Annotated in this window: 20 protein-coding genes and 4 pseudogenes; 11 read left to right on the forward strand and 13 right to left on the reverse strand. The window is 62.9% G+C overall.

The features are described 5' to 3' along the window. The 4 genes and pseudogenes from KPG66_RS16090 to KPG66_RS16105 form a co-directional block, all read left to right on the forward strand. A partial coding sequence (locus KPG66_RS16090; RefSeq protein WP_237071468.1) for an Rpn family recombination-promoting nuclease/putative transposase occupies positions 1 to 302 on the forward strand: 302 nt, incomplete at its 5' end. 443 nt (positions 303 to 745) lie between these two features. Beyond that, a pseudogene (locus tag KPG66_RS16095) lies at positions 746 to 1,252 on the forward strand (transposase); the annotation flags it as partial. A gap of 373 nt (positions 1,253 to 1,625) precedes the next feature. Continuing rightward, entirely contained in the window at positions 1,626 to 3,752 is a 2,127-nt protein-coding gene (locus KPG66_RS16100; RefSeq protein WP_013428910.1) for a VTT domain-containing protein, read from the forward strand. Positions 3,753 to 3,757: 5 nt separating this feature from the next. Next, on the forward strand, positions 3,758 to 4,570 hold the full coding sequence (locus KPG66_RS16105) for an endonuclease/exonuclease/phosphatase family protein (protein ID WP_237071469.1): 813 nt from the start codon (positions 3,758 to 3,760) through the stop codon (positions 4,568 to 4,570). Between the two features lie 16 nt (positions 4,571 to 4,586). Here the strand turns inward: KPG66_RS16105 and KPG66_RS16110 are convergent, their stop codons facing one another. From KPG66_RS16110 to KPG66_RS16140, 7 genes are all read right to left on the reverse strand, one after another. Next, positions 4,587 to 5,294: a succinate dehydrogenase/fumarate reductase iron-sulfur subunit gene (locus KPG66_RS16110; protein ID WP_041755057.1), complete on the reverse strand. Its 708-nt coding sequence runs from the start codon at positions 5,292 to 5,294 to the stop codon at positions 4,587 to 4,589. A gap of 254 nt (positions 5,295 to 5,548) precedes the next feature. Then, complete coding sequence (locus tag KPG66_RS16115; protein WP_157864573.1) at positions 5,549 to 6,283, reverse strand: 4'-phosphopantetheinyl transferase family protein; 735 nt, start codon at positions 6,281 to 6,283, stop codon at positions 5,549 to 5,551. Positions 6,284 to 6,807: 524 nt separating this feature from the next. Next, positions 6,808 to 7,761, reverse strand: coding sequence for a hydroxymethylglutaryl-CoA lyase (locus KPG66_RS16120; protein WP_237071471.1), 954 nt, complete (start codon positions 7,759 to 7,761; stop codon positions 6,808 to 6,810). After that, the gene (locus KPG66_RS16125) at positions 7,758 to 9,776 is read right to left on the reverse strand and encodes an acetyl/propionyl/methylcrotonyl-CoA carboxylase subunit alpha (protein WP_237071472.1); all 2,019 of its coding nucleotides are present in this window, start codon (positions 9,774 to 9,776) and stop codon (positions 7,758 to 7,760) included. Before KPG66_RS16125 ends, KPG66_RS16120 begins: the two co-directional genes overlap by 4 nt. A 72-nt stretch (positions 9,777 to 9,848) precedes the next feature. Continuing rightward, the gene (locus KPG66_RS16130; protein ID WP_237071474.1) at positions 9,849 to 10,634 is read right to left on the reverse strand and encodes an enoyl-CoA hydratase/isomerase family protein; all 786 of its coding nucleotides are present in this window, start codon (positions 10,632 to 10,634) and stop codon (positions 9,849 to 9,851) included. Between the two features lie 44 nt (positions 10,635 to 10,678). After that, positions 10,679 to 12,286 carry a carboxyl transferase domain-containing protein gene (locus KPG66_RS16135; RefSeq protein WP_237071475.1) on the reverse strand — a complete coding sequence of 536 codons (1,608 nt, stop codon included), beginning with the start codon at positions 12,284 to 12,286 and terminating at the stop codon, positions 10,679 to 10,681. Positions 12,287 to 12,298: 12 nt separating this feature from the next. Continuing rightward, the gene (locus KPG66_RS16140) at positions 12,299 to 13,480 is read right to left on the reverse strand and encodes an isovaleryl-CoA dehydrogenase (RefSeq protein ID WP_237071477.1); all 1,182 of its coding nucleotides are present in this window, start codon (positions 13,478 to 13,480) and stop codon (positions 12,299 to 12,301) included. Positions 13,481 to 13,681: 201 nt separating this feature from the next. On the opposite strand from KPG66_RS16140, the gene KPG66_RS16145 reads away from it, so the two are divergent. From KPG66_RS16145 to KPG66_RS16160, 4 genes and pseudogenes are all read left to right on the forward strand, one after another. Further along, positions 13,682 to 14,428, forward strand: coding sequence for a TetR/AcrR family transcriptional regulator (locus KPG66_RS16145; protein WP_237071479.1), 747 nt, complete (start codon positions 13,682 to 13,684; stop codon positions 14,426 to 14,428). 141 nt (positions 14,429 to 14,569) lie between these two features. Beyond that, positions 14,570 to 14,757 (forward strand): annotated as a pseudogene (locus tag KPG66_RS16150) (hypothetical protein). Positions 14,758 to 14,834: 77 nt separating this feature from the next. Next, positions 14,835 to 15,794 carry a serine O-acetyltransferase EpsC gene (gene epsC, locus KPG66_RS16155; RefSeq protein WP_237071481.1) on the forward strand — a complete coding sequence of 320 codons (960 nt, stop codon included), beginning with the start codon at positions 14,835 to 14,837 and terminating at the stop codon, positions 15,792 to 15,794. A gap of 393 nt (positions 15,795 to 16,187) precedes the next feature. After that, positions 16,188 to 17,012, forward strand: coding sequence for a hypothetical protein (locus KPG66_RS16160; RefSeq protein ID WP_237071483.1), 825 nt, complete (start codon positions 16,188 to 16,190; stop codon positions 17,010 to 17,012). An 85-nt stretch (positions 17,013 to 17,097) separates the two neighbouring features. Here KPG66_RS16160 and KPG66_RS16165 read toward each other — a convergent pair whose 3' ends face one another. Beyond that, complete coding sequence (locus tag KPG66_RS16165; RefSeq protein ID WP_237071484.1) at positions 17,098 to 17,661, reverse strand: hypothetical protein; 564 nt, start codon at positions 17,659 to 17,661, stop codon at positions 17,098 to 17,100. Positions 17,662 to 17,871: 210 nt separating this feature from the next. Here KPG66_RS16165 and KPG66_RS16170 point away from each other — a divergent pair. Together KPG66_RS16170 and KPG66_RS16175 are read left to right on the forward strand one after the other, a co-directional pair. Continuing rightward, positions 17,872 to 18,153 (forward strand): annotated as a pseudogene (locus KPG66_RS16170) (LysR family transcriptional regulator); the annotation flags it as partial. Positions 18,154 to 18,384: 231 nt separating this feature from the next. Then, on the forward strand, positions 18,385 to 19,779 hold the full coding sequence (locus tag KPG66_RS16175; protein ID WP_237071486.1) for a GntP family permease: 1,395 nt from the start codon (positions 18,385 to 18,387) through the stop codon (positions 19,777 to 19,779). Here KPG66_RS16175 and KPG66_RS16180 read toward each other — a convergent pair. The 5 genes and pseudogenes from KPG66_RS16180 to KPG66_RS16200 form a co-directional block, all read right to left on the reverse strand. After that, entirely contained in the window at positions 19,776 to 21,029 is a 1,254-nt protein-coding gene (locus KPG66_RS16180; RefSeq protein ID WP_237071582.1) for a cytochrome c, read from the reverse strand. The genes KPG66_RS16175 and KPG66_RS16180 overlap by 4 nt on opposite strands. Positions 21,030 to 21,051: 22 nt before the next feature. Further along, the gene (locus KPG66_RS16185; RefSeq protein ID WP_237071487.1) at positions 21,052 to 22,662 is read right to left on the reverse strand and encodes a GMC family oxidoreductase; all 1,611 of its coding nucleotides are present in this window, start codon (positions 22,660 to 22,662) and stop codon (positions 21,052 to 21,054) included. A 2-nt stretch (positions 22,663 to 22,664) separates the two neighbouring features. Then, complete coding sequence (locus KPG66_RS16190) at positions 22,665 to 23,156, reverse strand: sorbitol dehydrogenase family protein (RefSeq protein ID WP_237071488.1); 492 nt, start codon at positions 23,154 to 23,156, stop codon at positions 22,665 to 22,667. Positions 23,157 to 23,289: 133 nt separating this feature from the next. Then, positions 23,290 to 23,700, reverse strand: a pseudogene (locus KPG66_RS16195) (porin); the annotation flags it as partial. A gap of 10 nt (positions 23,701 to 23,710) precedes the next feature. Further along, positions 23,711 to 24,322 (reverse strand): alpha-ketoglutarate-dependent dioxygenase AlkB family protein, encoded by a 612-nt coding sequence (locus tag KPG66_RS16200; RefSeq protein ID WP_041754893.1) that lies wholly within the window; start codon positions 24,320 to 24,322, stop codon positions 23,711 to 23,713. A gap of 67 nt (positions 24,323 to 24,389) precedes the next feature. Here KPG66_RS16200 and KPG66_RS16205 point away from each other — a divergent pair, with 67 nt between their 5' ends. Beyond that, positions 24,390 to 24,623: a hypothetical protein gene (locus tag KPG66_RS16205; RefSeq protein ID WP_041755063.1), complete on the forward strand. Its 234-nt coding sequence runs from the start codon at positions 24,390 to 24,392 to the stop codon at positions 24,621 to 24,623. The last annotated feature ends 142 nt before the right edge of the window (positions 24,624 to 24,765 follow it).

Consider the following 24,765-nt stretch of genomic DNA (forward strand, 5'->3'; position numbering starts at 1 on the left):
TGGTGTCGCTGATGCATTATATGCTGCAGTGGGGCGACACGACGGATCCGGAGCGATTTATCCGAGAATTGGCGCTCCGTTCCCCGCAACACGAGGAGGTTTTGATGACGATTGCACAGAAGCTCGAGCAAAAAGGCCTGGAGCGTGGCCGGATGCTGGGGCGTGAAGAAGGACGTGAAGAAGGGCAAAAGGAAGCTGCGCTGAAGATCGCGCGCACGTTGCTAGCAAACGGCTTGGAGCGCGAGACGGTCAAGCGTATGACGGGCTTGTCCGAAGCCGAGATGAAGCAGATCTGCCACTAATCATCAGGGCAATTCAGGGTTTAGGCCCATACTTCACGTGCTGACAACGCCAAGCGCGTGCTGCGCTTGAGTGCTGCGGCGTGGCCAATGGTCACTGGCCAGCTGCACCGCTATCGGGCAGCAAAGGCCGAGATAGCAGCGCTTGTCAAGGTAAAGCCCGTGTTTGTGAAAGCAGCATCCCGGATGACACCAAACCGAGTATCACCACCCGCCCACACGGGCACGTGAATGATGCATGCGTGGGGGTCGCAATCCGCCGCGCATCCCAGCGTTTCTGTCGTGTTTCGGCCCGATCCGGCCACCCTTTCCCGCCATCGCCAGCTACCTTGCGCCACCATACGGAATGAAGGTGCGCTTCTTCGCCTAGCAATGTTGGAAGGGGCTGAAACGTGGATTCGTCGGCATATTGGCGTGAGTTTCCTGCAAATTTCGACGAGGGTTGAATGGATCCGAAGACGCCGGTGCCAGAGGGGGATTTATTCCGCCAACCGCTGCGCGAGCAGATCGACTTGAAGCATCCGTTGGTGCAATTGGCCGAACTGATCGACTGGGACCGATTGAGCACGGCGATGGGCGCGAACTTCGTATCGCAGCGGGACCGGCCGGCAACGTCGCCGCGTTTGATCGCGGGGCTGCTGTACTTGCAGCACGCCTTCGGGCTGTCGGATAAGGACGCGGTCTGGCAGTGGCTGGAGAACCCGTACTGGCAAGTGTTCATCGGCCAGACGTATTTGCAGAACCGGCTGCCGTTCGACCCATCGAGCCTAACGCGCTGGCGCAAGCGACTGGACGAAGCCGGCGTTGAAGAACTGTTGGTCGAGACGATCGAAGCAGCAAAGCGGGCCCACGTCATCAAGACCTCGAGTCTGAAGCGGGTGATCGTCGATACGACGGTGATGGAAAAGGCGATCGCCCATCCCAGCGATTCGCGCCTGCTCGAACGCTGCCGGGCACAGAAACAATCAAGGAGCCGCCGCGCTTACTGACCCAGCCATAATGGGATTGGCCTCGTACTTCCAGACACGGTCTTACACTAAGGTTGATGAATCGGCCCTGCGTCGGAACTCGCGCGGCAAGCGATACGGCATGGTCGATAGCTTCAATCCGATTGACGACGCGAATGCCCGTGGCGCGACAGCCATGCGAAACGAGATAACCTGGCGCGCTCGCCAGCGAAGGGCGTCGCACCGCCGCGCCGGCGCCGTGTCGGCGTCCACGCGCCGAGCCAACCGTTCGTCGCGCCCAACTCACCGGCACGCGGCTTGCTGCACGCGTCGACAGGGATGCCGACCCGCGTCATATCCCGCGTTCAAAGGAGCAACGTTGCACACCCGCTCAACCCATGGGCTGCTGGAAGTCGGCCGCAACTGCGACTCACTGTGCCACGCCGATCGCTTCAGCGTGCTGATCGACGCCGCCGTGTATTTCTCGGCGTTGCGCGAAGCCATCCGCGGCGCGCAGCATACCGTTTTCATCGTCGGCTGGGATATCAACAGTCGAATGAAGCTGGTACCGCAGGGCGCAGCAGACGGCTTCCCGGAGCCGCTTGGCGCTTTCCTGCAAGCCGTGGCCAGCGCCAACCGGCGGCTGCGGATTTACGTGTTGGCATGGGATTTCGCCATGATCTACGCGTTCGAACGAGAATGGGTGCCCGTCTATTCAACCGGCTGGCGTTCGCATCGACGGATCCTATTCCGGATGGATAATACACATCCACGCGGCGCTTCGCACCACCAAAAGTTCGTAGTTGTCGATGACCGGCTCGCGTTCGTCGGAGGGCTGGACCTGACCCGCGCGCGCTGGGACACACCGGCTCACGCTGCAAACGATCCTTGGCGCCGCAACCCCGACGGCTCGCCGTACAACCCGTTCCACGATGTCCACACGGTCTTCGATGGCGAAGCCGCGCGCGCAATCGGCCAATTGGCACGAGGCCGCTGGCGCCGCGCGTGCGGCAAGGCGCTGGCGATCCGCGCCGACCGCAACCTGGGCGGCACCGACCCATGGCCGTCGAGCGTGCCGGTGGACGTGCACAACGTCGTGCTCGGCATTGCATTGACCGCGCCACCTTACCGCAACGAGCGTGGCGTGCAGCACATCCGTGCGCTCACCGTCGACATCATCGAGGCCACGCAGCACAATCTCTACATCGAGAACCAGTACTTGACCGCCGCTGTCGTGCGCGATGCGCTGAGCCGACGGCTCGGGGACCCACACGCGCCCGACGTCGCGGCGGTCGTGCCGCGCAACCACAGCGGCTGGCTGCAGGAAGCGACGATGGGCGCGCTGCGTGCGCGGCTACACCGCGCGCTCACACGGGCCGATCGCCACGGACACTACCGGCTCTGGTGCCCGCACATCGACGGGCTGCGCACGGGGTGCCTGAACGTACACAGCAAGCTGATGATCAGCGACAACGAGCGGCTTTGCGTCGGCAGCGCGAACCTGAACAACCGCTCAATGGTGCTCGACACAGAATGTAACGTCGTATTGGACGCCAATGGCAGCGACCGCGTGCGTGCGGTGATCGCGTCGATTCGAAACCGGCTACTGGCCGAACACCTGGATGTCTCGCCCGAAGCGGTGGCTGCCGCACTGCAGCATCATGGTCGCTTGAACAGTGCGATCGACGCATTGCGGCACCACGCACGCACGCTCATGCCACTGGATCCCACCATCGCGCCCGAACTCGAAGCGTTGGTGCCGGTCAGCGCGTGGGCGGACCCAGAAGTTCCAGTAGAGGCGGACGCGCTGGTCCGGCAGTTCCTCGACGATGATCAGGGCGCGCGCTCGGCGGCCCGGCTGCTCCTCCTCGGGGCCCTCGCACTCGCATTAGCCACGCTGGCCGCGCTGTGGCGCTTCACCCCCGCCGGTCAGGTATTGAGCGTGGCCAATGTCGTGCATTGGGGCGAACGATTGGCCGCATTGCCGCTAGCGCCAGCGATCGTGCTGCTGGGCTACGTCGTCGCTTCACTGGCGGCCGTGCCCATCACACTGCTCATCGCCGCCACTGGACTGGTTTTTGGTACATGGCCGGGCGCGGTATACGCGCTGGTTGGCTCGATGCTGGCTGCGGCGGCCACCTACTACGTCGGCGTCGGGCTGGGTCGCGACGCGGTGCGCCGGCTCGCCGGCTCCCGCGCGAATCGCCTGAGCGAGCGCCTCGGCAAGCGTGGTTTGCTAACCATCTTGGTGCTACGACTGGTGCCAGTCGCGCCGTTCTCAATCGTCAACCTGGTGGCCGGTGCGTCCCATATCGGGATATGCGACTTCCTGCTCGGCACGCTGCTTGGCATGGCCCCGGGGGCGGTGCTAACCGTGACGTTCGCACACCAACTGATCGCATCGATCCGGCGTCCCGACGCAGGCTCACTCGCGCTGCTCATAGGCATCGGCGCCGCGCTGGTGGCGCTGTCGATTCTATTGCACAAGTTGCTGAAAAAACATTGACCACTATGGCCTACTCAGAACTGCGTATTGCGACCTACAACATCCATGGCGCTGGTGGTCGATGGCGGCAACGCTCAACGCAACGCATCGCTGGCGTTGTTGCCGAACTGGATGCCGATATCATCGCCCTTCAAGAGGTCCCGCTGAACGGCGCCTCCAACGCGCCCGGCGTGCTGGACGATTTGCAGCATGCCACCGGCATGGAGGCGGTTGCCGGGCCAACGTTGCAGACCGAGCGTGGAGACTACGGCAATGCGGTGCTGTCACGGCTGCCGATTCGCGCGGCACGCACGCTGGACTTGTCGTTCACGCGGCGTGAACCGCGCGGCGCGCTCGATGCGGACATCGAATATGCGGACGGCGTACTGCGCGTAGTGGCAACGCACCTGGGGCTGTCGGCGATCGAGCGCAGCGCACAGGTGCGCACGCTGCTTGCCGCATTCGACAGCAGCGCACTGCCGGTGATCCTGCTGGGCGACATCAACGAATGGTTCGTGCACGGCCGTGCATTGCGCGCGCTGGTCGGGCATTTTCGTCGGGCGCCGGCGCCACGCACGTTTCCGGCACGCTGGCCAATCCTCTCGCTGGATCGCATCTGGGTCCATCCCGGGGAATGGCTGATCGATGTCCAAGTGCATCGTAGTGCGCTTGCGCGCGTCGCGTCTGATCATCTGCCGTTGATTGCGCGCATCCGCGCAACCGGCAACGGCACTCGCCCTCTCGAGGTGGCCGGCGTCGCTGCCCCAACGGGCCTGCAAGACAGCGCGACACGCACCGGTGAGGATCCGACCGGGGACATTCGTTCGCTGCCGCGATAGCATAGGCATGGGCTCGCTAGAGCGCACGGCGCGCCAGCATGGAGCGAATATGCCCTATAGCGGCCGCGGGATTCAAGCCCTTCGGACAGACATCCGCACAGTTCATGATCGTCCGGCAGCGGAACAGTCGATACGGATCCTCTAAATTGTCTAGGCGCTCGCCAGTGGCCTCGTCGCGCGAGTCCACGATGAACCGGTACGCCTGCAAGAGGCCAGCCGGGCCAACGAATTTGTCCGGATTCCACCAGTACGACGGGCAAGCGCTCGAGCAGCACGCACAAAGGATGCATTCATACAATCCGTCGAGTTGATCACGCTCCTGCGGCGTCTGCAACCGCTCGCGCTCCGGCGGCGGCGTCTCGTTGATCAGATATGGCTTAACCGAGTGGTACTGGTTGAAAAAGCTGGTCATGTCCACGATTAGGTCACGCACCACTGGCAGACCGGGCAATGGCCTGAGTTGAATGTGCACCGGTAGCGATTGCATGTTCGTCAGGCAGGCCAATCCGTTCACGCCATTGATGTTCATCGCATCCGAGCCACAGATCCCCTCGCGGCACGAGCGACGGTAGGCGAGCGTCTCATCGAGCGCCTTGAGCCGTCCCAGCACGTCGAGCAGCATCCGGTCCTCGGGCTGCGGCTCGATCTCGTAGCGTTGCATGCGGGGGCGCTCGTCCCGGTCGGGATCGTAACGGAAAACATCGATGATGCGTCGCTGGGTCATGGCAACACGCTCCGGAAAGTCGAGCAGCGGGAAAACAATGGTGCGCAACAACCATTCCCATGCCGGCGCGGCGCTGCCGACCCATAACGGCCGGTTCATCCGACCTTAAATACGCGCAACTCAACGGTAAGATCGTCGGTGCGCTGCTGTACCCGACAAGAATGGAGTTTGCGGTGTGCGGGGACGACCCGAAGCTGCGGAGGCAATCAACGCCGTGCTCGACGCGATGCTCGATGACGACGGGTATCGCGGCCTCAGCCAGAAGTGGGGGCTTGGCGCGGATGTGCGCTAACGCTGCCGGGTGGCCCGAACGCGATACAGCCGGCATAGCCGGCAACATCGTCGATCCAGTGCAGTTGCAGCGCCGTGATATCCCCCCATGCACCTCTCGCCGGTGCATCAACGCGCTGCACGCCTTGGGCAAATGGATCCACCGACACCTGCTGCAAACCATACCCAATACCGACGCCTAGCGCCTTGAGCACGGCCTCCTTGGCCGTCCAGCAGCGGAAAAACCCGTGAGCGCCGTGCACGTGGCCGCTCATGCGCAGCGCACGCTGCTCGGCGTCCGTGCATACCGTGCCGAGCAATGCCTGCCAGTCGAGCACACGCTCGATACACTCGATGTCCACACCCACGCAGCGCCTGTCCGATAGCGCAATGAACGCATGCTGGCCTGCATGCGTGACGTTGAACGACAACGTGTCGCCGTAGCCGTCAAGTTCCGGCCGCCCGAACGGCCCCGACGAAAAGCGCAGCGACAGCGGCACGCCACCGGTATGCCTAGCGAGCAACGTTCGCAGCACGGCACGCGTCGCAGCAAAGCGCAGCCGATCCTCGTCACGTCGATAGCGCAATGCCTGCTGCTGTTCATCGTCGGATAACCACGCCTGTAGCCGGTTCCACGCAGTGGGAGCGAGCGGGACCCGCACGTGCCACAGCATCACGTCATCGGGCCAGCGTCCGCCGGGGCGCAGCAGGGTTGTCATCGTAATGTGTGTCGCGTCCTCGGTCATCGCTTGTGTGCGGGAGAGAAAGTCACGGCCCGTCGCAGCGCTGCGACGGGCACTTTTCGCTTATGCCCCAATTGTAAGCGATGCAGCCGGCCCGGCCGCGAATCGAAGCCGGTCTGGTGAAACGCTCGCGACGATATCTTGTACGGATTCCGAATCGGCCATGCTCCGCTGCCCGTTTGGTGGCCTGCATCTGGTCGATGCGTGGACGCATTCAGCAAACGTTTCCAGCCAAAGTCTTCGCTATTCGTAGTCGTCAGTCTGCGAGGCGCCACCGCTTGGTCAAGCCAGCCGGCAGCGGCATCTAGCGCACTACGTCAATGTAGAACGCAATCGTAAGTGCTACACTGAACCCTGAACCGAATTCGGTGCGGTGAACCTACCCAGCGTTTCCGTGTGGGCGGCGTTGGGTGTCGCGATGCGTCGGGTGCTGGCGTGAGCCCGCGCGTTCCCCGGCGCGCGGAGGCGGACTGCGTCGTCTACGCCGCCCTGAAGCTGATCTACACTGCGTTGGCGAGCAGCGCCCTGCCGGCGCGTGCGCCGTTGGGCTTGTCAATCGCGCGGCTGATGAAGTCGCCCGCCGCGACCACTGCGTTTAGATCGACACCTGTCTCGATCCCAAGTCCGTGGAGCAGGTACAACACGTCTTCCGTGGCCACGTTGCCCGTCGCGCCTTTCGCGTAGGGGCAGCCGCCGAGGCCCGCGACCGATGAATGAAAAATGGTGATACCGGCCTGCAGCCCCGCATAGATGTTCGTTAGTGCTTGTCCATAGGTATCGTGGAAGTGCCCGGCGATACATTCGAGCGGAAAGACAGATGACACGGCTTCGGCCACCTCCAGCACACGGTTCGCGGTACCTACGCCGATGGTGTCAGCAATGTCGATCTCATCGCATCCGAGATCGCGCATCCGGGTCACCACATCGACCACGGCATCGACCGCGACGTCCCCTTGGTACGGGCAGCCAAGCGAGCACGAGATGCTGCCGCGCAACCGCAGTCCGGCCTCTTTGGCGGCCTTCGCGACAGGGGCGAAACGCGCGAGAGATTCAGCAATCGAGCAATTGATATTGCGTTGCGAAAACGCTTCGCTTGCCGCACCAAAAATCACCACCTCGTCCACGCGCGCGGCCAGCGCCGCTTCGAGACCTTGCATGTTGGGGGTCAACGCCGAATACAACGTGCCTGCCCGCCGTTGGATGCGGGCCATCACGTCGGCGCCGTCGGCCATTTGGGGCACCCATTTCGGTGACACGAATGACGCCGCCTCGATGTTTGCGAAGCCGGCCGCGCTCAGCCGGTCGAGCAATCCCACCTTAACGTCGGTCGGCACCTGCACTTTTTCCGCTTGCAGGCCATCGCGGGGCCCCACCTCGACAATCTTCACCCAGCCGGGCAACCCGGGCACGTTGCTGCGGGGCTCAGCCGCCGGGTCGCTCCTGTCCTCCGTCATGAAGTCACCTCCAGCGTCAATAGCTGTGCGCCGTCGTCCACCTGGTCACCGACCGCGTACAAGATCTGCTCGACCTTGCCGGCCGCCGGCGCCTCGATCGTGTGTTCCATCTTCATCGCCTCCATCATGATCAGTGGCGTGCCTTTGTTGACCAGTGCACCGGGTTCGACCAACACCGCGATCACCTTGCCAGGCATCGGCGCGGTCAGCCGCCCTTCGCCGTGCTCGGCGTGCGCCGTGTGGGCCAGTAAATTTTGCCATTCGAACGCAAACGCGTCGCCGCGCAAGAAAACATGGAAGGTATCGCGGTCGATGAATACGCGTCCGGTGATGCGCCGCACGCCGAGGACCATATTCAATTCATGCGCGCCGTCGCCGCCCCACCATGCGAACGGCAACGCTTTGCCGTTCAGCTCCAGCACCGCGCCATTCGCATCGCACTGGAAGCGCACCGCGAGCCTTGCATCGCCTGCGCGCTCGAGATCGCGCCATTCGATAACCTGCGTATAGGGGCCATTCAAGCGCCAATGCGACAGTGCGCTCCAAGGCGACGTATCCCGCTCACGCGCCAGCAACGCGGCAGTGGCCAGCGCGAGTGCTTCGCCCACCGGCTTTTCGCGGCGCGCAAACAAGGCCGCATGATGGCGCTCGATCAGGCCCGTGTCGAGCTTGGCATGCGTGAACGGCTCGCTGGTCGAGATTCGATGCAGGAATTCGATATTCGTATGCGGACCGACGATCTCGATCTCGCGCAGCGCGTGTGACAACCGCGCCAACGCGTCACCACGGTCCACGCCGTGCACGATCAGCTTGGCGATCATCGGATCATAGTACGGCGTGATCGTATCGCCCTGCCGCACCCCGCTGTCGATGCGCACCGGTGCACGCGATGCCGGTCCGCCCTGTGCACCGACACTGAACTCGACGGCATCTGGCATCCGCAGGTGCAGCAGGGTACCGGTCGACGGCAAGAAGCCGCGCGCCGGGTTCTCCGCGTAGATCCGCGCCTCGATCGCATGGCCACTCACGTGCAGCGCATGTTGTTGCAACGGCAGCTTTTCGCCGGCGGCGACACGCAGTTGCCACTCGACCAGGTCCAGTCCCGTTACCCTCTCGGTGACGGGATGCTCGACCTGCAGCCGCGTGTTCATCTCGATGAAATAGAACTCGCCGCCCGGCGCCATGATGAACTCGACGGTACCGGCACCGACATAATCGACCGCGCGGGCCGCGGCAACCGCCACCTCCCCCATGGCGCGGCGTGTGTCGTCCGACAAGCCGGGCGCCGGCGCCTCTTCGAGCACCTTCTGGTGACGCCGCTGCACCGAGCAGTCGCGATCAAACAAGTACACGGCGTTGTGATGCTTATCCGCGAAGACCTGCACTTCGACATGGCGCGAGCGCACCAGGTACTTTTCGACCAGCACGCGATCGTCGCCGAAACTGCTTGCCGCCTCACGTTGACACGAGGCCAGCGCGGCGGCAAATTCCTCGCGCCGCTCGACAACCCGCATTCCCTTGCCACCACCGCCCGCGCTGGCCTTGAGCAATACCGGATAGCCGATTGCATCCGCTTCACGCTGCAATCGTGCCGGGTCCTGATCTTCGCCGTGATAGCCCGGCACCAGTGGCACAGCAGCGGCCTGCATCAGCGCCTTGGCAGCCGCCTTCGAGCCCATCGCGGCGATCGCGCTGACCGGCGGCCCAATAAATTCGATGCCGGCCGCCGCGCAAGCTTGCGCAAATGCTTCGTTTTCCGACAGAAAGCCATAGCCTGGGTGGACCGCCTGCGCGCCGGTGCGTTGAGCGGCATCGATGATCCGCTCGATGCGCAAATAGCTTTCGGTCGTTGGCGCTGCGCCGATATGGACTGCCTCGTCACAAGCACTGACGTGCTTGGCCTTCGCATCGGCATCCGAATAGACCGCCACGCTGTGAATACCCAGGCGACGGCACGTCGCAGCCACACGGCAGGCAATTTCGCCGCGGTTGGCGATCAGTATCTTCTTGAACATGGGCTCCTATCCCGTTGAACCGCGCCGGCGGCACGCCACAATGCCCACAGCCAAGCCAACGCGCGACCCGCTTCACATGCGCCACCTCGGCGCGCGCTTCTCGAGAAACGACGCCACCCCTTCACGGCCCTCCGCCGAGGCCCGCACCCGTGCGATCCGCTCGGCGGTCTCGTCCATCCATTCGTCGGTCAATGGCCTGCCGGCGATGTCCTGCACCAGTCGCTTGGATTCGGCGACCGCAGCGGGGCCGTTGGCCACAAGCGCATCGGCCAGCCGGCGCACCGTCTCGTCCAGCGCGACTTGCGGCACCAGTTCGCTGACCAGCCCGAGCCGCAACGCGGTCGTGCCATCGAACGGCTCGGCGGTCGTGAAATAGCGCCGGGCCGCACGCTCGCCCATCACGCGAATTACATAGGGCGCAATCGTCGCTGGGATCAGGCCGAGCCGCGCTTCGGACAGGCAGAAACGTGCATTTTCCTGCGCGACCACGATGTCCGAGGCCGATATCAATCCCATCCCGCCGGCGTAGACATCGCCGTTGACGCGTGCCACCACGGGCTTAGGACAGCGGTAAATCGTTGCTAGCATTCGCGCGAGCATGCACGCGTCAGCACGGTTCTCGTCGTCCGAGTAGCCTGCCATCTTGCGCATCCAGTTCAGGTCGGCGCCCGCACAGAACGCCACCCCATTGGCAGCAAGCACGATCGCACGGATTTCGCCGCGTTGGCCCAGCATGCCGAACACCGACGTCAACTCGGCGATCATCGTCTCGTTGAATGCATTGCGCACCTGCGGCCGGTTCAATGTCACGGTCGCCAGCGTATCCTCGCAATCGAGCGTCAAGGTGTCGTATTGCATCGCTTCGCCTCCTCGCATCCGCAGAACAGGAGAGCCACCAGCGCCTACATGCGGAACACGCCGAAGCGCGCCTCGCCGATCGGCGCATTCATCGCGGCCGACAAGCTCAAGCCGAGCACATCGCGGGTCTGTGCCGGATCGATGACACCATCATCCCATAGGCGGGCGCTCGCGTAGTACGGGTGGCCCTGATGCTCGTACTGCGCCCGGATTGGCACTTTGAAAGCCTCTTCGTCCTCGGCGGACCAGGTCCCGCCCTTCGCCTCGATACCGTCGCGACGCACCGTGGCCAGCACGCAGGCTGCCTGTTCGCCGCCCATGACGGAGATCCGCGCATTCGGCCACATCCATAGCATCCGCGGCGAGTACGCGCGGCCACACATTCCGTAGTTACCGGCGCCGAACGAGCCGCCGATGATTACCGTAAACTTGGGCATCTGCGCGGTCGCGACCGCAGTGACCATCTTCGCGCCGTGACGGGCAATCCCTTCATTCTCGTACTTGCGTCCGACCATGAAGCCGGTGATGTTCTGCAGGAAAATCAGTGGAATTCTGCGCTGGCAGCACAACTCGATGAAGTGCGCGCCCTTGAGCGCCGATTCAGAAAACAAAATACCGTTGTTGGCAACGATGCCGACAGGATGTCCCCACAGGTGCGCGAATCCGGTCACCAGTGTCGTGCCGTAGCGCGCCTTGAACTCGTCGAACACCGAATCATCCACAAGGCGCGCGATCACCTCGTGCACGTCGAACGGCTTGCGTGTGTCGGTCGGGATTACACCGTACAACTCCCGCGCGTCGTAGCGCGGCGGCTTCGGCTCACGCAGTGCAAGCGACTGCGGCTTGACCCGGTTCAAGTTGCCCACGATGCGACGTGCAATCGCGAGCGCATGCGCATCATTTTGTGCAAGATGATCGGCGACACCGGACAGCCGGGTGTGCACGTCACCGCCGCCCAGGTCCTCGGCCGTGACGACCTCGCCGGTCGCGGCCTTCACCAGCGGCGGGCCGCCGAGGAAAATCGTGCCCTGGTCCTTGACGATGATCGACTCGTCGCTCATAGCGGGAACATAGGCACCGCCGGCGGTACACGAACCCATCACCACGGCAATCTGCGCGATGCCTTGCGCGGACAGGTTCGCCTGGTTGTAGAAGATGCGACCGAAATGATCCCGATCCGGAAATACCTCGTCTTGGTTCGGCAGGTTGGCCCCGCCTGAGTCGACCAGGTAAAGACACGGCAACCGGTTTTCCTGCGCGATCTCCTGCGCGCGCACGTGCTTCTTCACGGTCATCGGGTAGTAGGTGCCACCCTTGACCGTCGGGTCGTTACACACGATCACGCACTCCTGCGCGGCAATGCGGCCGATGCCGGTGATGATGCCCGCGCCCGGCGCATCGCCACCGTACATGCCGTATGCGGCCAGTTGCGACAGCTCGAGGAACGGCGTGCCGGGATCGAGCAATTGCGCGATCCGCTCGCGCGGCAACAGCTTGCCGCGGGCCAGGTGCTTATCCCGGGCCGCTTGACCGCCGCCCTGCGCGAGCGCGGCGATCTTCTCGCGCAGGTCGGCGACCCGGGCCTGCTGCGCCGCCTCGTTCGCACGGAATGCGTCGGAACGCGGATTCAGCTTGGTTTCGAGTACGGGCATCGTTGACGTCCCTCACATCGTCTCAGCAAATAGCTCCCGACCGATCAGTATCCGGCGGATCTCGCTGGTGCCGGCGCCGATCTCATACAGCTTCGCATCGCGCCACAGACGGCCAACCGGAAACGCGTTGAGGTAGCCGTTGCCACCCAGAATCTGGATCGCTTCGCCAGCCATCCATGTCGCCTTCTCCGCCGTGTACAAAATTACGCCGGCGCAATCCTTGCGCATCTGGCGCACGTGCTCACTCCCGAGCTTATCCAACTGGCTACCCATCGCGTACAGGTACGCGCGACAAGCCTGCAACGTCGTGTACATGTCCGCGACCTTGCCCTGAATCAGTTGAAACTCGCCGATCGATTGGCTGAACTGCTTGCGATCGTGGATATACGGCACGACCGCGTCCATGCAGGCGCGCATGATGCCGGTCGGGCCGCCGGCGAGCACCGCTCGCTCGTAGTCGAGCCCGCTCATCAGCACCTTCACGCCGCCACCAACCTGGCCCAGTACGTTCTCGTGCGGCACCTCGACGTCCTCGAACACGAGTTCCCCGGTGTGCGAGCCACGCATGCCGAGCTTGTCCAGCTTTTGCGCGACCGAAAAGCCCTTCATGCCTTTTTCGACGATGAACGCCGTCATCCCGCGTGCGCCGGCCTCCAGGTCCGTCTTGCCGTACACCACCAGCGTGTCGCAGTCCGGTCCGTTCGTAATCCACATCTTGGTACCGTTGAGTACGTATCGGTCACGCTTCTTGTCGGCACGCAGACGCATGCTGACCACGTCTGAGCCAGCATTCGGCTCGCTCATCGCCAGCGCGCCCACGTGCTCGCCGGACACCAGCTTGGGCAAGTACTTGCGCTTCTGCGCTTCATTACCATTGCGGTGGATTTGATTCACGCATAAGTTCGAGTGCGCGCCATACGACAGCCCGATCGAGGCGCACGCGCGCGAAATCTCCTCCATCGCCACTATATGAGCGAGGTACCCCATGTTGATGCCGCCATATTCGGCGGACACCGTCATGCCGAGCACGCCAAGGTCGCCGAATTTTTTCCACAAGTCCATGGGGAACTGGTCGGTGCGATCGACGTCGGCCGCGCGCGGCGCTATTTCCTTCGCGGCGAAATGGGCGACGCTCTTGCGAAGCATCTCGATGTCCTCGCCGAGCGGAAATTGCAATCCGGGAATGTGACGCATTTTTTCCTCCGAACGGCACACGACGCGACAGTAGCGTCTGCCTGTGCACCGTCGACGGCACCCTGGCATAGAATTGAGTAACACTCACCTACCGGGAAAACCAGCATTGAGCGAGTACATAAAGTAATTCTTGTCCACTCCGGCGCTTGACGCAAAGATTTTTTGAATGACGCTCATATCATGATCGATTCCCCCACTGTCATGAACGATCCGATCACCGGGCCCACGGCCCCCACTTCTGGCAGGCCCCCGTTGCCCCGGGACACCGCCACACGCCGGGTGCCGGCAGGCGCCAAATCGCAGCAGCGCGTCAGACAGATCCTGAGCGTAGGCCGCGACGTGTTTTCCGAACGCGGCTACGAGCATGCGACGACCGCCGAGATCGCCCAGCGCGTGGGGATTGCGGAGGCGACAGTGTTCAGCTACTTCTCTAGCAAGCGTGAGTTGTGCGCACGCGTGATCAGCGATTGGTACGACGAGATCATCGAAGCGACCGAGCGCGGCCTGCCGCGCGACGGCTCGGTGCGGCAGCAATTCGCGTTCATCGTGCGCACGCACTTGCGGTTAATGCTGCTCAACGGCACCGGGCTATGTTCGCTGGTGCTGTCCGAGGGCCGCACCAAGCACCACGAATTAAGCGAAACATTCATGCAGTTGCAACGCCGCTATACGAAGCCACTGATGGATGTGCTGGCCCACGGCCAGCGACTGGGGCAAATCCGGCGTGACGTGCCACTGCGCCTGTTGCGCTCGATGATCTTCGGCCCGATGGAGCACGTGTTGTGGGATGCGACGCTGACCAAGCGGGCTACGGATATCGAGGCGACCGCCGAACAACTGATCGACATGTTGTGGAGCGCGCTGCAGCCGAGCCACACGGAATGGGCTGCATTGGTGCAATTCCGTGACGACGTCGAGCAGGCGCTGGGACGCCTGCCAGCACGCTAACGTCCCGATCAATTCGTGAGCGGAAAATGCATTCAATTGACCGTGCTCGCCTCGCTCATGCAGGATGAGGTCGCACCGTGCTGATCATCGGCACGTGCTGCATGGCCGCTCGACAAGGGGCATGACAATGAACGATGCGCAATGAACGGTGCGTTTTCCCATCGAGGTTATCTTGCCAACTGCTCGCCCGCGCGCAACCGGATGGAACCTACCAGCCGTATATCGTGATCGCCCGCTGCAGCGACGGGGAATGGCTGGTCAACCCGTTTTTTCCGCCTACCCTACGCTTGCCCACCCGAGACGCCGCGATCGAACATGCGCGACAATGAGCGAGGGATTGAATCAATCGCTGCGGACCGGCGGTGTAGCGGCCTGGCCGGCCCTGCGCCCTGACCGCCCGAACAACATGGCCGACATTAAACCTCACTACGACTCGACGCACCCGCACTGGAACCTTGATAGCGTCGTCGCCAAGCTTCGCGCGTCGCGTGAAGGCAAGCACCGCACCCGGCACCCGAAAGGGCTGCGCGAGTTGCCGTCGCGCACGGCAATGGCGCAAGTGCTCACGAACCTGCGCGCAGTGCTGTTCCCGACGCACTTCGGCACGCCCGATCTGACCGACGAGAGCATTGATTTTTTCGTCGGCAACACACTGAACGAGGCGCTGCGCGTGCTATACGAGCAGTTGCGTCGCGCACTGCGTTTTGCCCCGGACAAGGAAGACCTGCCCGAGGACGTGTTGCGCACGCTCGCCGAGACGATCGCACGGGACTTCGCCGCTTCACTGCCGGCCACGCGCGCGCTGCTGGTCAGCGACATCCATGCCGCCTATACTGGCGATCCGGCAGCCCAGAACACCAGTGAAGTGATGCTGTCCTACCCCGGTGTCGAAGCCATCATCAACCACCGGCTCGCCCATACGCTGTACCACGCCGGCGTGCCGCTGCTACCGCGCTTCATCTCGGAGATCGGCCATTCAGCGACTGGCATCGACATCCATCCTGGCGCGCAAATCGGCAGCAGCTTCTTCATTGACCATGGCACCGGCGTGGTGATCGGCGAGACGGCGATCATTGGTGATCGCGTGCGGCTGTACCAGGCGGTCACGCTCGGCGCAAAGCGCTTCGAGGCCTGCGGCGATGGGGCGCTAGTCAAGGGCAATGCACGGCATCCCATCGTCGAGGATGATGTGGTGATCTACGCGGGGGCCACGATTCTGGGTCGCATCACGATCGGTCGCGGCTCAGTGATTGGCGGCAACGTGTGGCTCACGCACAGCGTGCCACCGGGCAGCGCAATCTCGCCAGGCCGCGTGCGACATGGCGACACCGACGTGTCCGATGCGGGCGATGCGCTGAAAGCGTGACGGTGTCGCCCCGCCCCGGATTGCCCTATCCCGGCAGCACCTTGCGCGGACTCATGATGCCGTGCGGGTCGAGCCGCACTGGGAATTCAGCGATACATGGAATCGCCGACGGGGCCGCGCATCCGCGCCCGACTGCGCGCCGGTGGGAGCGGCGCAGACGGCCGCTACAACAGCGGCACGTGCCGCGAGCACCATTCAGATCTTCCATTCAGCACGCCATTCGATTGACCGCAGTCGATGATCGACGGCTCGCTGCGGAGCGTAGGATTGCACGATGCATCAACAAATTGCCGGTAAAACAACTCAATATTTCATTATGCGCAATAGCGTTTCCTGGGCCTAAAAATTGCGCCCTCCTTGCGTAAGCGAACATCCGCCCAATGGAGTAGTGAAATGAAATACACATTGATCGGCGTGTTCGACAACCGCAACGATGCCATGCGGGCCGAACACGCATTAGCCGAAGCCGGCTTCCCCCATCCGGACATCAAAATCCATGACGCGAGCCGCAGCGCGCGCCCCCTCAGCGAGAATCAGGAGCAGGCCGAAATGGCGACGCACGCCGAGCCGGCCCCCACTGCGCCACGCAATGGGACCGCTGCCGCGCACACTGCGCACGATACGCCATCGCCTCTCGGCACCAAACTGTCGGCGCCGATGGCGCATGATGCCGAGACACCGGCAGGCGCTAAAGAGTTGCCAGGCCATCTCTCGTGGGAGTCGATCGAGCACTGGCTTGCTGCTGTGTTTCGCCACCGACGCTTTCCATCCCAGGCTGCCCGGTATCGGCAAGCATCGCGTGACGGATCAGCGCTAGTCAGTGTCGACGTCTACGCGCACCTGCAGGTGCCGGTGGCGCGAGACACGTTGCTGTCCGCCGGCGCACGGTGCGTCGATAGCCACATCACCCCACCACAAAATGATGATGTACGCACAGGCCGCACCGCGCGCCCGGATGCCTCCTGTGCCGAACCCACGCCGCCACACGATCCGGACAAGGACGACGACCACAACGTCGCCCGCTCTTTGACCGATGAACTGGGGCTCACCGACCCGCTGGCGGGCCACTGTCGCCGGCCATTGAATCGCCCATCCGCACAGGCCGGCAACGCAGGCGCCACGCGCGGTGCATCACGGGTTGCCCTTGCGAGCGACGGATGGCACCGGCTGAAGGCGTCGATCCGGCACGGCTGGAACCGCATCGTTGGCCATCGTTGACGATGAGAGTTCAGCGGCGGCGCGCTAAAGCAGCCCCTGCGACGCTAGTCTTATGCACGCTAGGCAATCGCCGCGCGCGCCGCGATCAGGAAGCGCCACGCGCGTCGATATACGCTTGGCGGGTGCCCATGACCTTGCCAATCTGGTAGCCGTACGCCGCACATGCATTGGCCGGCTCAGGGCCGCCTTTCCACTGTAATCGGTAACGCTCCTCGGACGGCGCGACGGGCGCCGGATCGAACACCGGCCGGTGCATTGCGCCGTTGCCGGGCGCGCCGCCAGAGGCGGCAACCAGGCCGTTCCACGTGGTGATATACCCTGTTCTCACACCATCGACGAACGCATCGGCATCGCACACCTGCGCCGGGGGAGTCATTTTCAACGTGACGTGATAGCCCAAATCGCCACCTACCACAATATCCCGTGCCAGGCCATGCTGTCCTTTTGCGGCATTCGACGACGCGGCTTCGGTGCCGGATGCCGCCGCGAGAGTCGGCGCCGTCGCTGAGGCAGCGGAGGATGGCTGCCCGCCGTGCCTAAACCCGGCCCTCAGCGACGCCGCGTCGGTGGGACCCGCGTCACTCGGGCCGGCGACCGGCGCGCACGCGCCAAGCCATGCCAATGCCGCAACGGCGATCGTTGCGGCCACGATTGGCCGCCTATGCCGGGAAATCTGCAAAACTGCCACATCCACCTCGCTACTTCGTCAAACAAAGACTCGAAACTTTACCAGCAATCGGCACGGCTTCCGCCGGCCGATACCGATCTTGCCCGATCAAGGTAGGCAACGCTGCCCGCCCAAGCGCTGTGCCGAGGCGACCGAAACTGCCGACCGTCACCGCAACCTGGAATGGCGGGCCAACCTTACGCAGTGTTCTGTGCCCCCATCATCGACTGTTCAAACAGTCGCCCTTGACAACGCAAAATCTGCTCGGGAAAAACTTCGTGCCTTTTACCCGTGACCAGATTGGCGGCAGCCTATCGTCGCTCACAGTGTTCCGCGACCAGAAAAATCTGGCTGACCCGAATGGTTGCATCGTCATCTAATCTGGATAAAGTTTGCCGACTGTCCTTTTCCGGCTACGAGAGAGGCTGCCTGCCCGAGCAAATCGTCCGCGACGATCTGGTGCGTCAATGCCTGTGACGATTACCGCCGGAGCAAGGCGTAATCGATATCGATGTTCATCTGTTCTAGCAGCGCGCGTGCAAGAAGAGCGGCGCCCGACGAAACCCGTATCGCATCCGTCTTGCCGTGCCCGGTGCATCCTGTTACCCGGCATCATCTGGCGTGGCTGCATCCCGCTCAATTAGCCAGGACATCGGTACACACCATTGCAGGCGACTGCGCTGCATGGTGCCGATTGGAGTCGATATGTCGTTTTTGATCGTAATCGCCGCATTAACGTTTCTGATGTTTGCCGCCTACCGCGGCTACAGCGTGATCCTGTTCGCCCCCGTGGCCGCTTTGGGCGCGGTACTGCTCACCGATCCGAGCGCCGTCGCCCCGGTATTCTCCGGCATCTTCATGGAGAAACTGGTCGGCTTCATCAAACTCTACTTCCCCGTGTTCCTGCTCGGTGCCGTGTTCGGCAAAGTCATCGAGCTATCTGGCTTCTCCGAGTCGATCGTAGCCGTAGCTATCCAGTATATCGGCCGCTCGCGTGCCAACGCCGTCATCGTCGCCGTCTGCGCGCTGCTCACCTACGGCGGCGTGTCGCTGTTCGTGGTGGTGTTCGCCGTGTATCCATTCGCCGCCGAGCTATACCGGCAAAGCAACATCCCAAAGCGGCTGATACCCGGCGCGATCGCGCTAGGCGCGTTTTCGTTTACGATGGATGCATTGCCCGGTACGCCGCAGCTCCCAAACATCATCCCGACCACCTTCTTCAAAACCACCGCCTGGGCTGCGCCGGCGCTGAGTATGGTTGGCGCAGCGTTCATCCTGGTCGTGGGGCTGGCCTATCTCGAATGGCGCCGGCGCGCCGCCCTTAAACGTGGCGAAGGCTACGGCACGTCGCTGGTCAACGAACCGGAGCACGTCGAGTTGGCGAATCTGCCCCACCCGGCGCTGGCCATCGCGCCGCTGGTGCTCGTGGGGGTGGCCAACTTCGCGCTAACCGAACTGCTTCCACAATGGTACGGCGCCGAGCACACCGTCAGCGCCGAGGTCTTCCCGGGCATCGCCGCACCACTGAATACACCGCTCAAGAGCGTGGTCGCGGTCTGGGCCGTCGAGGGGGCGATACTGCTCGGCATCTTGCTGGTCGTCACCACCGCGTTCGGGCGCGTGTCACGGCGATTCATCGCCGGCAGCAAGGCCGCGGTCAGCGGCGCGTTGTTGGCTTCGCTCAATACCGCATCGGAATACGGGTTTGGCGCCGTGATTGCAATCCTCCCCGGTTTCGTGGTCGTCAGTGACATGCTCGGACGCATTCCTGATCCACTGATCAACGCCGCAATCTCGGTGTCCTCGCTCGCCGGCATCACCGGCACGGCCTCCGGCGGCATGAGCATCGCGCTGGCGGCGATGTCCGACACGTTCGTGGAGGCCGCACAGGCTGCCCAGATTCCGCTAGACGTGCTGCACCGGGTCGTGTCGATGGCCAGCGGCGGCATGGACACGCTGCCGCACAACGGCGCGGTGATCACGCTGCTAACCATCACCGGGCTGACTCACCGCGAATCTTACCGCGACATCTTCGCGGTCACCGTCATCAAGACGCTCGCCGTGTTTTTCGTGATCGCGGTGTTCTATGCGACCCGCTAGCGCAGCTTCGCGACGTCGCATTCGGTGACCGATACGGCCGGATTGCCAAACTGTCGCGTGACGTAGTTCACCAACGCAGCGATCTGCGCATTCGTCAGGTCTTGTGCAAATCCCGGCATGCTCACCTCGTTGCCGGCCGCGTTGCGTTGCACGCCATGCAAGATTACCTGGATCAGATTGGTCGGATTCGTCGCGCCCACGGTCGAGTTATGCAGCAGTGGCGGATAGTAGCCATCCGGCGTGCCCTGCCCGCTTGCGTGATGACACGTCGCGCAATTGCCAAGATAGAGGCGCGCGGGATCGCGCACGGCATCGGGCGCAACGCCGCGCAGTGCGGTCACGTCACGCGCAGGACTGCCCCATCCGTGGCGGGCCCGCCGCGCATCACCGCGCACGGCCGGCACCGTGTGCAGGTACGTCGCGATTGCAGTCAGGTCCGCGTCGGTCATATGCGAGAAGCTGTGCTGCACCGCCTCGGCCATGGGTCCGGCAGCCTGCGCGAGCCCGGGTACGCTGCCGGTGCGCAAGTACTGCACGATCTGCTGCGTCGACCACCTGCCGATGCCACTGTCAGGATCAGAGGTAATGTTATAACCCTGCCAACCGGCGAGCACTGCGCCGCCCAGAAAACGCTGGCCGGTCTCGTCCAGCGCCAGTTCCTGCAACGCAAAGCCACGCGGCGTATGGCATGTGCCGCAATGGGCTAATCCTTGCACCAGATAGGCACCGCGATTCCATTGTGCATCCCGGCCAGCCTTGGGCTGGTACGGACCGTTTTTTAGGAAGATCGCATTCCAGATCTTCAGCGGCCAACGCATGTTCAGCGGCCAACGGATATCGGCGGCGCGCTGCGGCTGTCGGACCGGCTCGACCCCATGCTGGAAATAAGCGTAAAGCGCGCCAATGTCCGCATCGGTGAGTTTGGCATACGATACATACGGCATCGCCGGATAGAGATTGTGCCCGTCCTTGGACACGCCGTGACGCACCGCGCGCTCAAAATCTTGCAGCGACCATGCGCCAATGCCCGTCTCCTTATCCGGTGTGATATTGGTTGAGTAGATCGTGCCAAGCAACGGCATCTTAAGCGGCAAGCCGCCGGCGAACGGCTTGCCCTGGGGTGCGGTATGGCATGCCATGCAATCACCCGCTACCGCCAGATATTCGCCCTGCTTCACCAACGCAGCATCCGGGGCAGCCGATTGAGCCCAGACAACGCCGGCCAGGCCAAGCAGCACCGCCAGCAACATCGAATGCACACGTGTTGGCACGTCAAACCTCCGTCTTGAGTTGGTCTGCGATACGCAGCGCCAGCGCCGCGATCGTCAGCGTCACATTTACGGTACCCACCGTTGGCATCGTGCTGCTGCCTGCAATGAACAGGTTCGGGTGATCAAACGTGCGGCAGTCCTTATCGACGACAGAGTCGCGGGGGTCGCTGCCCATCACGGTCGAGCCGGTGATATGGTTGTTCGGCGCAAAGTCGTCCCGAAACACTACGTCAGTGCCACCCAGCACCTTGGCAAGGCTCGCGTAGACCTGCCTCGTATGCGCGGCGCCGCGTATCACGTAGTCATCGATCTTATAAGTGATCTCCGGGCGTGGTATGCCCAGCGCGTCGGTCTGGGTCGTGCTAGGCACGATGCGATTGGCCGGCTGCGGCAAGATCTCATGGAAGCAGTCAAACTGCACGTAGCGCGCCGATCGATCGCGGATCTGCGCATCCAGTTCTTCGGGCTTGAGCAACTTGTTTTGAGCAAAAATACGCGTCGTTTCCTGGTCGATTCGCGACAAATTCGACAGGTGAATCTTCTTGGCTGCCTGGCGGGCGCGGAACGCCCCATCACGAAAACCGATTAGCGACGTCATCTCTTGTGGCCCACGTCCCGGCCACAGTTCCTCGCTCGCGTAGAACGACACACCGGTGCCGGGGTGGTCCATCAGGTTGCGCCCCACCATGTCTGAGCTATTGCCCACACCATGCGGAAAGTCCTGGCTCGTAGACATCAGCATCAGCTTAGGCGTCTCGATGCCGTTGGCCGCCAGCACGAAGTATTTCGCCTGCACGCGGTGCTCGCCGCCTTGCGGATCCCTGTAGCGCACCGCGGCAATGCGCCTTTGCGCATCGACATCCAGCCGATACGCCACCGCGCAGTCGATCAGCTTCGCCCCTGCTCGCTGCGCCTTCTCGACGTGCACGATGCCGTTGTACATCGCGCCAATCGGGCAAATCGGCATGCAATTGTTGTTGCCGCAACACGTTGGGCGACCATCGTAGGGTCGGCTGTTGCGTGCCACCGGTTCGGTCACCACATGTAACGCGGCATCGTACCGATTCAATGCGTCCTTGACCGTCTGTTCGTTATACGACAACGGCAGCGGCGCCATCGGATACGGCTGCTTGCGCGGGGAGCCAAGATCCTCATGATTCGGCCCCGAAACGCCTAGCACCTGTTCAGCGCGATAGTAGTAGTGTTCGAGATCGTCATAGGTGATCGGCCAGTCACGCGCGACGCCATAGACGCTGTGCAACTTGAAATCGTTCGGCAGGAAGCGCCACGTCGATGCCGCCCAGTGCCAGGTCGTCCCCCCCACCGCGCGGATATACTGGGATTTGAATTGATGCTCGCCCTTGAAGATCAGGTAGTTGTTCGGCGCGTCGTATTCCGGGTGCGGCGCCCATCGGCTGGACGGATACGGCGCCGTGAAATTCATCTTGTTCGGCTGGTTGCGAAACCGCTCAACGATCTGCCAGCGCGGCATACGCGGGCCTGCCTCGAGCAGGATCACGGACTTGCCGGCGAGCGCGAGTTGGTGTGCAACGATTGCACCCGCGACGCCAGATCCGACCACCACGACGTCGGCTTGTTGGGTATCGGCCATGGTCAGCTTTGCCTCTCGATCGGTTTGCTTGCCCAGAAGCCGGGTTTGTTCGGACAGTAAGTGCGAATTACGAGCATGTCGGACACGACGGCGAACATCAGTGCCTGCTCGTAGATGACGACCATACCGTCGACCTCGCCGACGTACCATGCCTGCAGGATGCGCAGCGCCAGCGCCGTCTGTGCATCGTTCAGCTTACCCGAGGCCAACGCACCGGCGAGCTGCTGCACGCGCTGCGCCAGGTCCGGCGTTTTTTTCTGTAGCGCTTCAGCCAGGCGCCCGCCTACGTCGCGAGGCAGCGTCGCCTTGCCCGTCAATGCGCGGGACACGGTCATGAATGCATCGAGCAATGCGTCATTGCCCTGCGCGGCAGCGCGCAGCAGCGGCGATCCGACCAGACCTGCCGCGACGCACGCCAACGTCTTTTGCAGCCAGGCTCGACGCGCACCCGAATGCACGGTGGCTGCCGCCTGATCCACGGTGTCTCGATTCACTTGTCATTCTCCTTTCGATTCATAATGCAGTCCAAAGGACTGGGCGGACTGCGCAGAAGCATGTAGCGCGCCCGGGCGCGCTGAGTCCGCGAAGCGCTGCGGCCTGGATACAAGCGTCGGCCCGGCATATGCACCATGTGCGGTTATTCGAGAACTGGCCGGCTGCGTTGCTGAATCCATACAGGCCGCCGAACTACACGCCGTAGTAGTTCGGGCTTGTGTACTTGACCGCATTCTTGATCGAGAACGTGTTGTCGAGGTTGTCGTTGTCGAACGGATGGCCAGCGAGATTGTTGCCATATCCGGAGCCCGCCGCGGACAGCGGCGCCAAATAATCGACCACCGAGTCGTATTGGCGTCCCAGGGTCAACGCGCCATACTGATCATTCCGTAGCCCAACATAAGCTTGCCGATTGAAGATCGAACCGCTTTCGCTATATTGCCCATTATTCAAGTTGAAGCCGCTCTCCAACTTAAAGATGGCATGCAGGCCAGTGCCCCAGTCCTCGTCGCCACGCAGTCCGAAATAGGTATTATGGGCGCCGGCGCCGCGTTCACGCTCGCCCGGCCGCCGTGCGCTGCGTAGGCTCAACCCAACGGAAGGTCAAATTGAGCCGTTCAGCAACCAGTGCGGCAGTTTTCGGCACGCGGTGCTTCCATTCAGCCTGCGTGCGGCCTCGCATCACGAGTAAGCTGCCGCTGGTGAGTCTGAGCGCATGCACGGCTCCGGTAGCGTTATGACGCAACTCGAAGGTGCGCGCCGCTCCGAGACTGAGTGATCCAATGATAGGCTGCTGGCCCAGCGACGCTTCGTCATCGGCGTGCCAACCCATGCCATCCTTGCCGTGACGGTAGCGATTGAGCAATACGCTATTGAATCGCGTGGCGGCCACACGCTCCACGATTCGACGCAGCACCAGCACCGTGGGCGTCCATCGTGCCGGCACGTTCCTAATGCCGGAATATACATAGACAGCGTCGGGATCGCCCTGCCAAGCGGTCAACCGCGGCAGCGGAATGCGGCCGCGCGGCGTGTTGATCCAGTCCTGTCGCCACGCGACCTCGTGCGTGAGCTGGCGCAGCGAGTGCGCCGCCACGGCAGGCGTGAGGCAATTCGGATACCAGTCTATGTCCGGTTTCGGAACGTCATCAAATAGATCCAGCATAGAACGACGAAACGACGCATAAGCCCTGATAGTATCCCTTTTGTCCCAACCATTCAGGATGCACACCATGTCGGTAGAACAGATCCGCGCCGCGGAAACGCGTGCCATGCAGCGCGTGGTGACCGCGACCCTTGGCGTGCAAAGTGCATTCGCCGCGCTGCAAAAACAATTCCCGCCCGAGGGCGACGGCCGCCCATCGGGCTTCGCGCTGACTACCTTTGACGCGGCACTGCAGGAGCTGGAAGACGCCCAACAGGCGTTCGACGAAATGCTCAGCGCAATGCTCGACGGCCTGGACTAAGCCCCGCAGCCAACGTCACAAGCGCTGCACCAGCGTGCACGACGCCATGTGGATGCGCCGCATCCTGCAGGGGCTCGCGTCGCAGCAACCGCCCACGCAGCAGGCAGCCGGCGACGGTGCCGAAGCCAGCTCTCGGTCCGCG

It is taken from the genome of Mycetohabitans sp. B2 (genome assembly GCF_021733735.1).
Classification (GTDB): Bacteria; Pseudomonadota; Gammaproteobacteria; order Burkholderiales; family Burkholderiaceae; genus Mycetohabitans; species Mycetohabitans rhizoxinica.

Excerpts from the sequence above, each read along its gene's own strand:
- KPG66_RS16120 (WP_237071471.1), bottom strand. The coding sequence starts at position 7,761 with ATGACGGAGGACAGGAGCGACCCGGCGGCTGAGCCCCGCAGCAACGTG.
- KPG66_RS16125 (WP_237071472.1), bottom strand. The coding sequence starts at position 9,776 with ATGTTCAAGAAGATACTGATCGCCAACCGCGGCGAAATTGCCTGCCGT.
- epsC (WP_237071481.1), top strand. The coding sequence starts at position 14,835 with ATGGCCGACATTAAACCTCACTACGACTCGACGCACCCGCACTGGAAC.
- KPG66_RS16130 (WP_237071474.1), bottom strand. The coding sequence starts at position 10,634 with ATGCAATACGACACCTTGACGCTCGATTGCGAGGATACGCTGGCGACC.
- KPG66_RS16205 (WP_041755063.1), top strand. The coding sequence starts at position 24,390 with ATGTCGGTAGAACAGATCCGCGCCGCGGAAACGCGTGCCATGCAGCGC.
- KPG66_RS16110 (WP_041755057.1), bottom strand. The coding sequence starts at position 5,294 with ATGACCCAGCGACGCATCATCGATGTTTTCCGTTACGATCCCGACCGG.
- KPG66_RS16200 (WP_041754893.1), bottom strand. The coding sequence starts at position 24,322 with ATGCTGGATCTATTTGATGACGTTCCGAAACCGGACATAGACTGGTAT.
- KPG66_RS16135 (WP_237071475.1), bottom strand. The coding sequence starts at position 12,286 with ATGCCCGTACTCGAAACCAAGCTGAATCCGCGTTCCGACGCATTCCGT.
- KPG66_RS16175 (WP_237071486.1), top strand. The coding sequence starts at position 18,385 with ATGTCGTTTTTGATCGTAATCGCCGCATTAACGTTTCTGATGTTTGCC.
- KPG66_RS16115 (WP_157864573.1), bottom strand. The coding sequence starts at position 6,283 with ATGACAACCCTGCTGCGCCCCGGCGGACGCTGGCCCGATGACGTGATG.
- KPG66_RS16160 (WP_237071483.1), top strand. The coding sequence starts at position 16,188 with ATGAAATACACATTGATCGGCGTGTTCGACAACCGCAACGATGCCATG.
- KPG66_RS16185 (WP_237071487.1), bottom strand. The coding sequence starts at position 22,662 with ATGGCCGATACCCAACAAGCCGACGTCGTGGTGGTCGGATCTGGCGTC.
- KPG66_RS16145 (WP_237071479.1), top strand. The coding sequence starts at position 13,682 with ATGAACGATCCGATCACCGGGCCCACGGCCCCCACTTCTGGCAGGCCC.
- KPG66_RS16140 (WP_237071477.1), bottom strand. The coding sequence starts at position 13,480 with ATGCGTCACATTCCCGGATTGCAATTTCCGCTCGGCGAGGACATCGAG.
- KPG66_RS16105 (WP_237071469.1), top strand. The coding sequence starts at position 3,758 with ATGGCCTACTCAGAACTGCGTATTGCGACCTACAACATCCATGGCGCT.
- KPG66_RS16180 (WP_237071582.1), bottom strand. The coding sequence starts at position 21,029 with ATGTTGCTGGCGGTGCTGCTTGGCCTGGCCGGCGTTGTCTGGGCTCAA.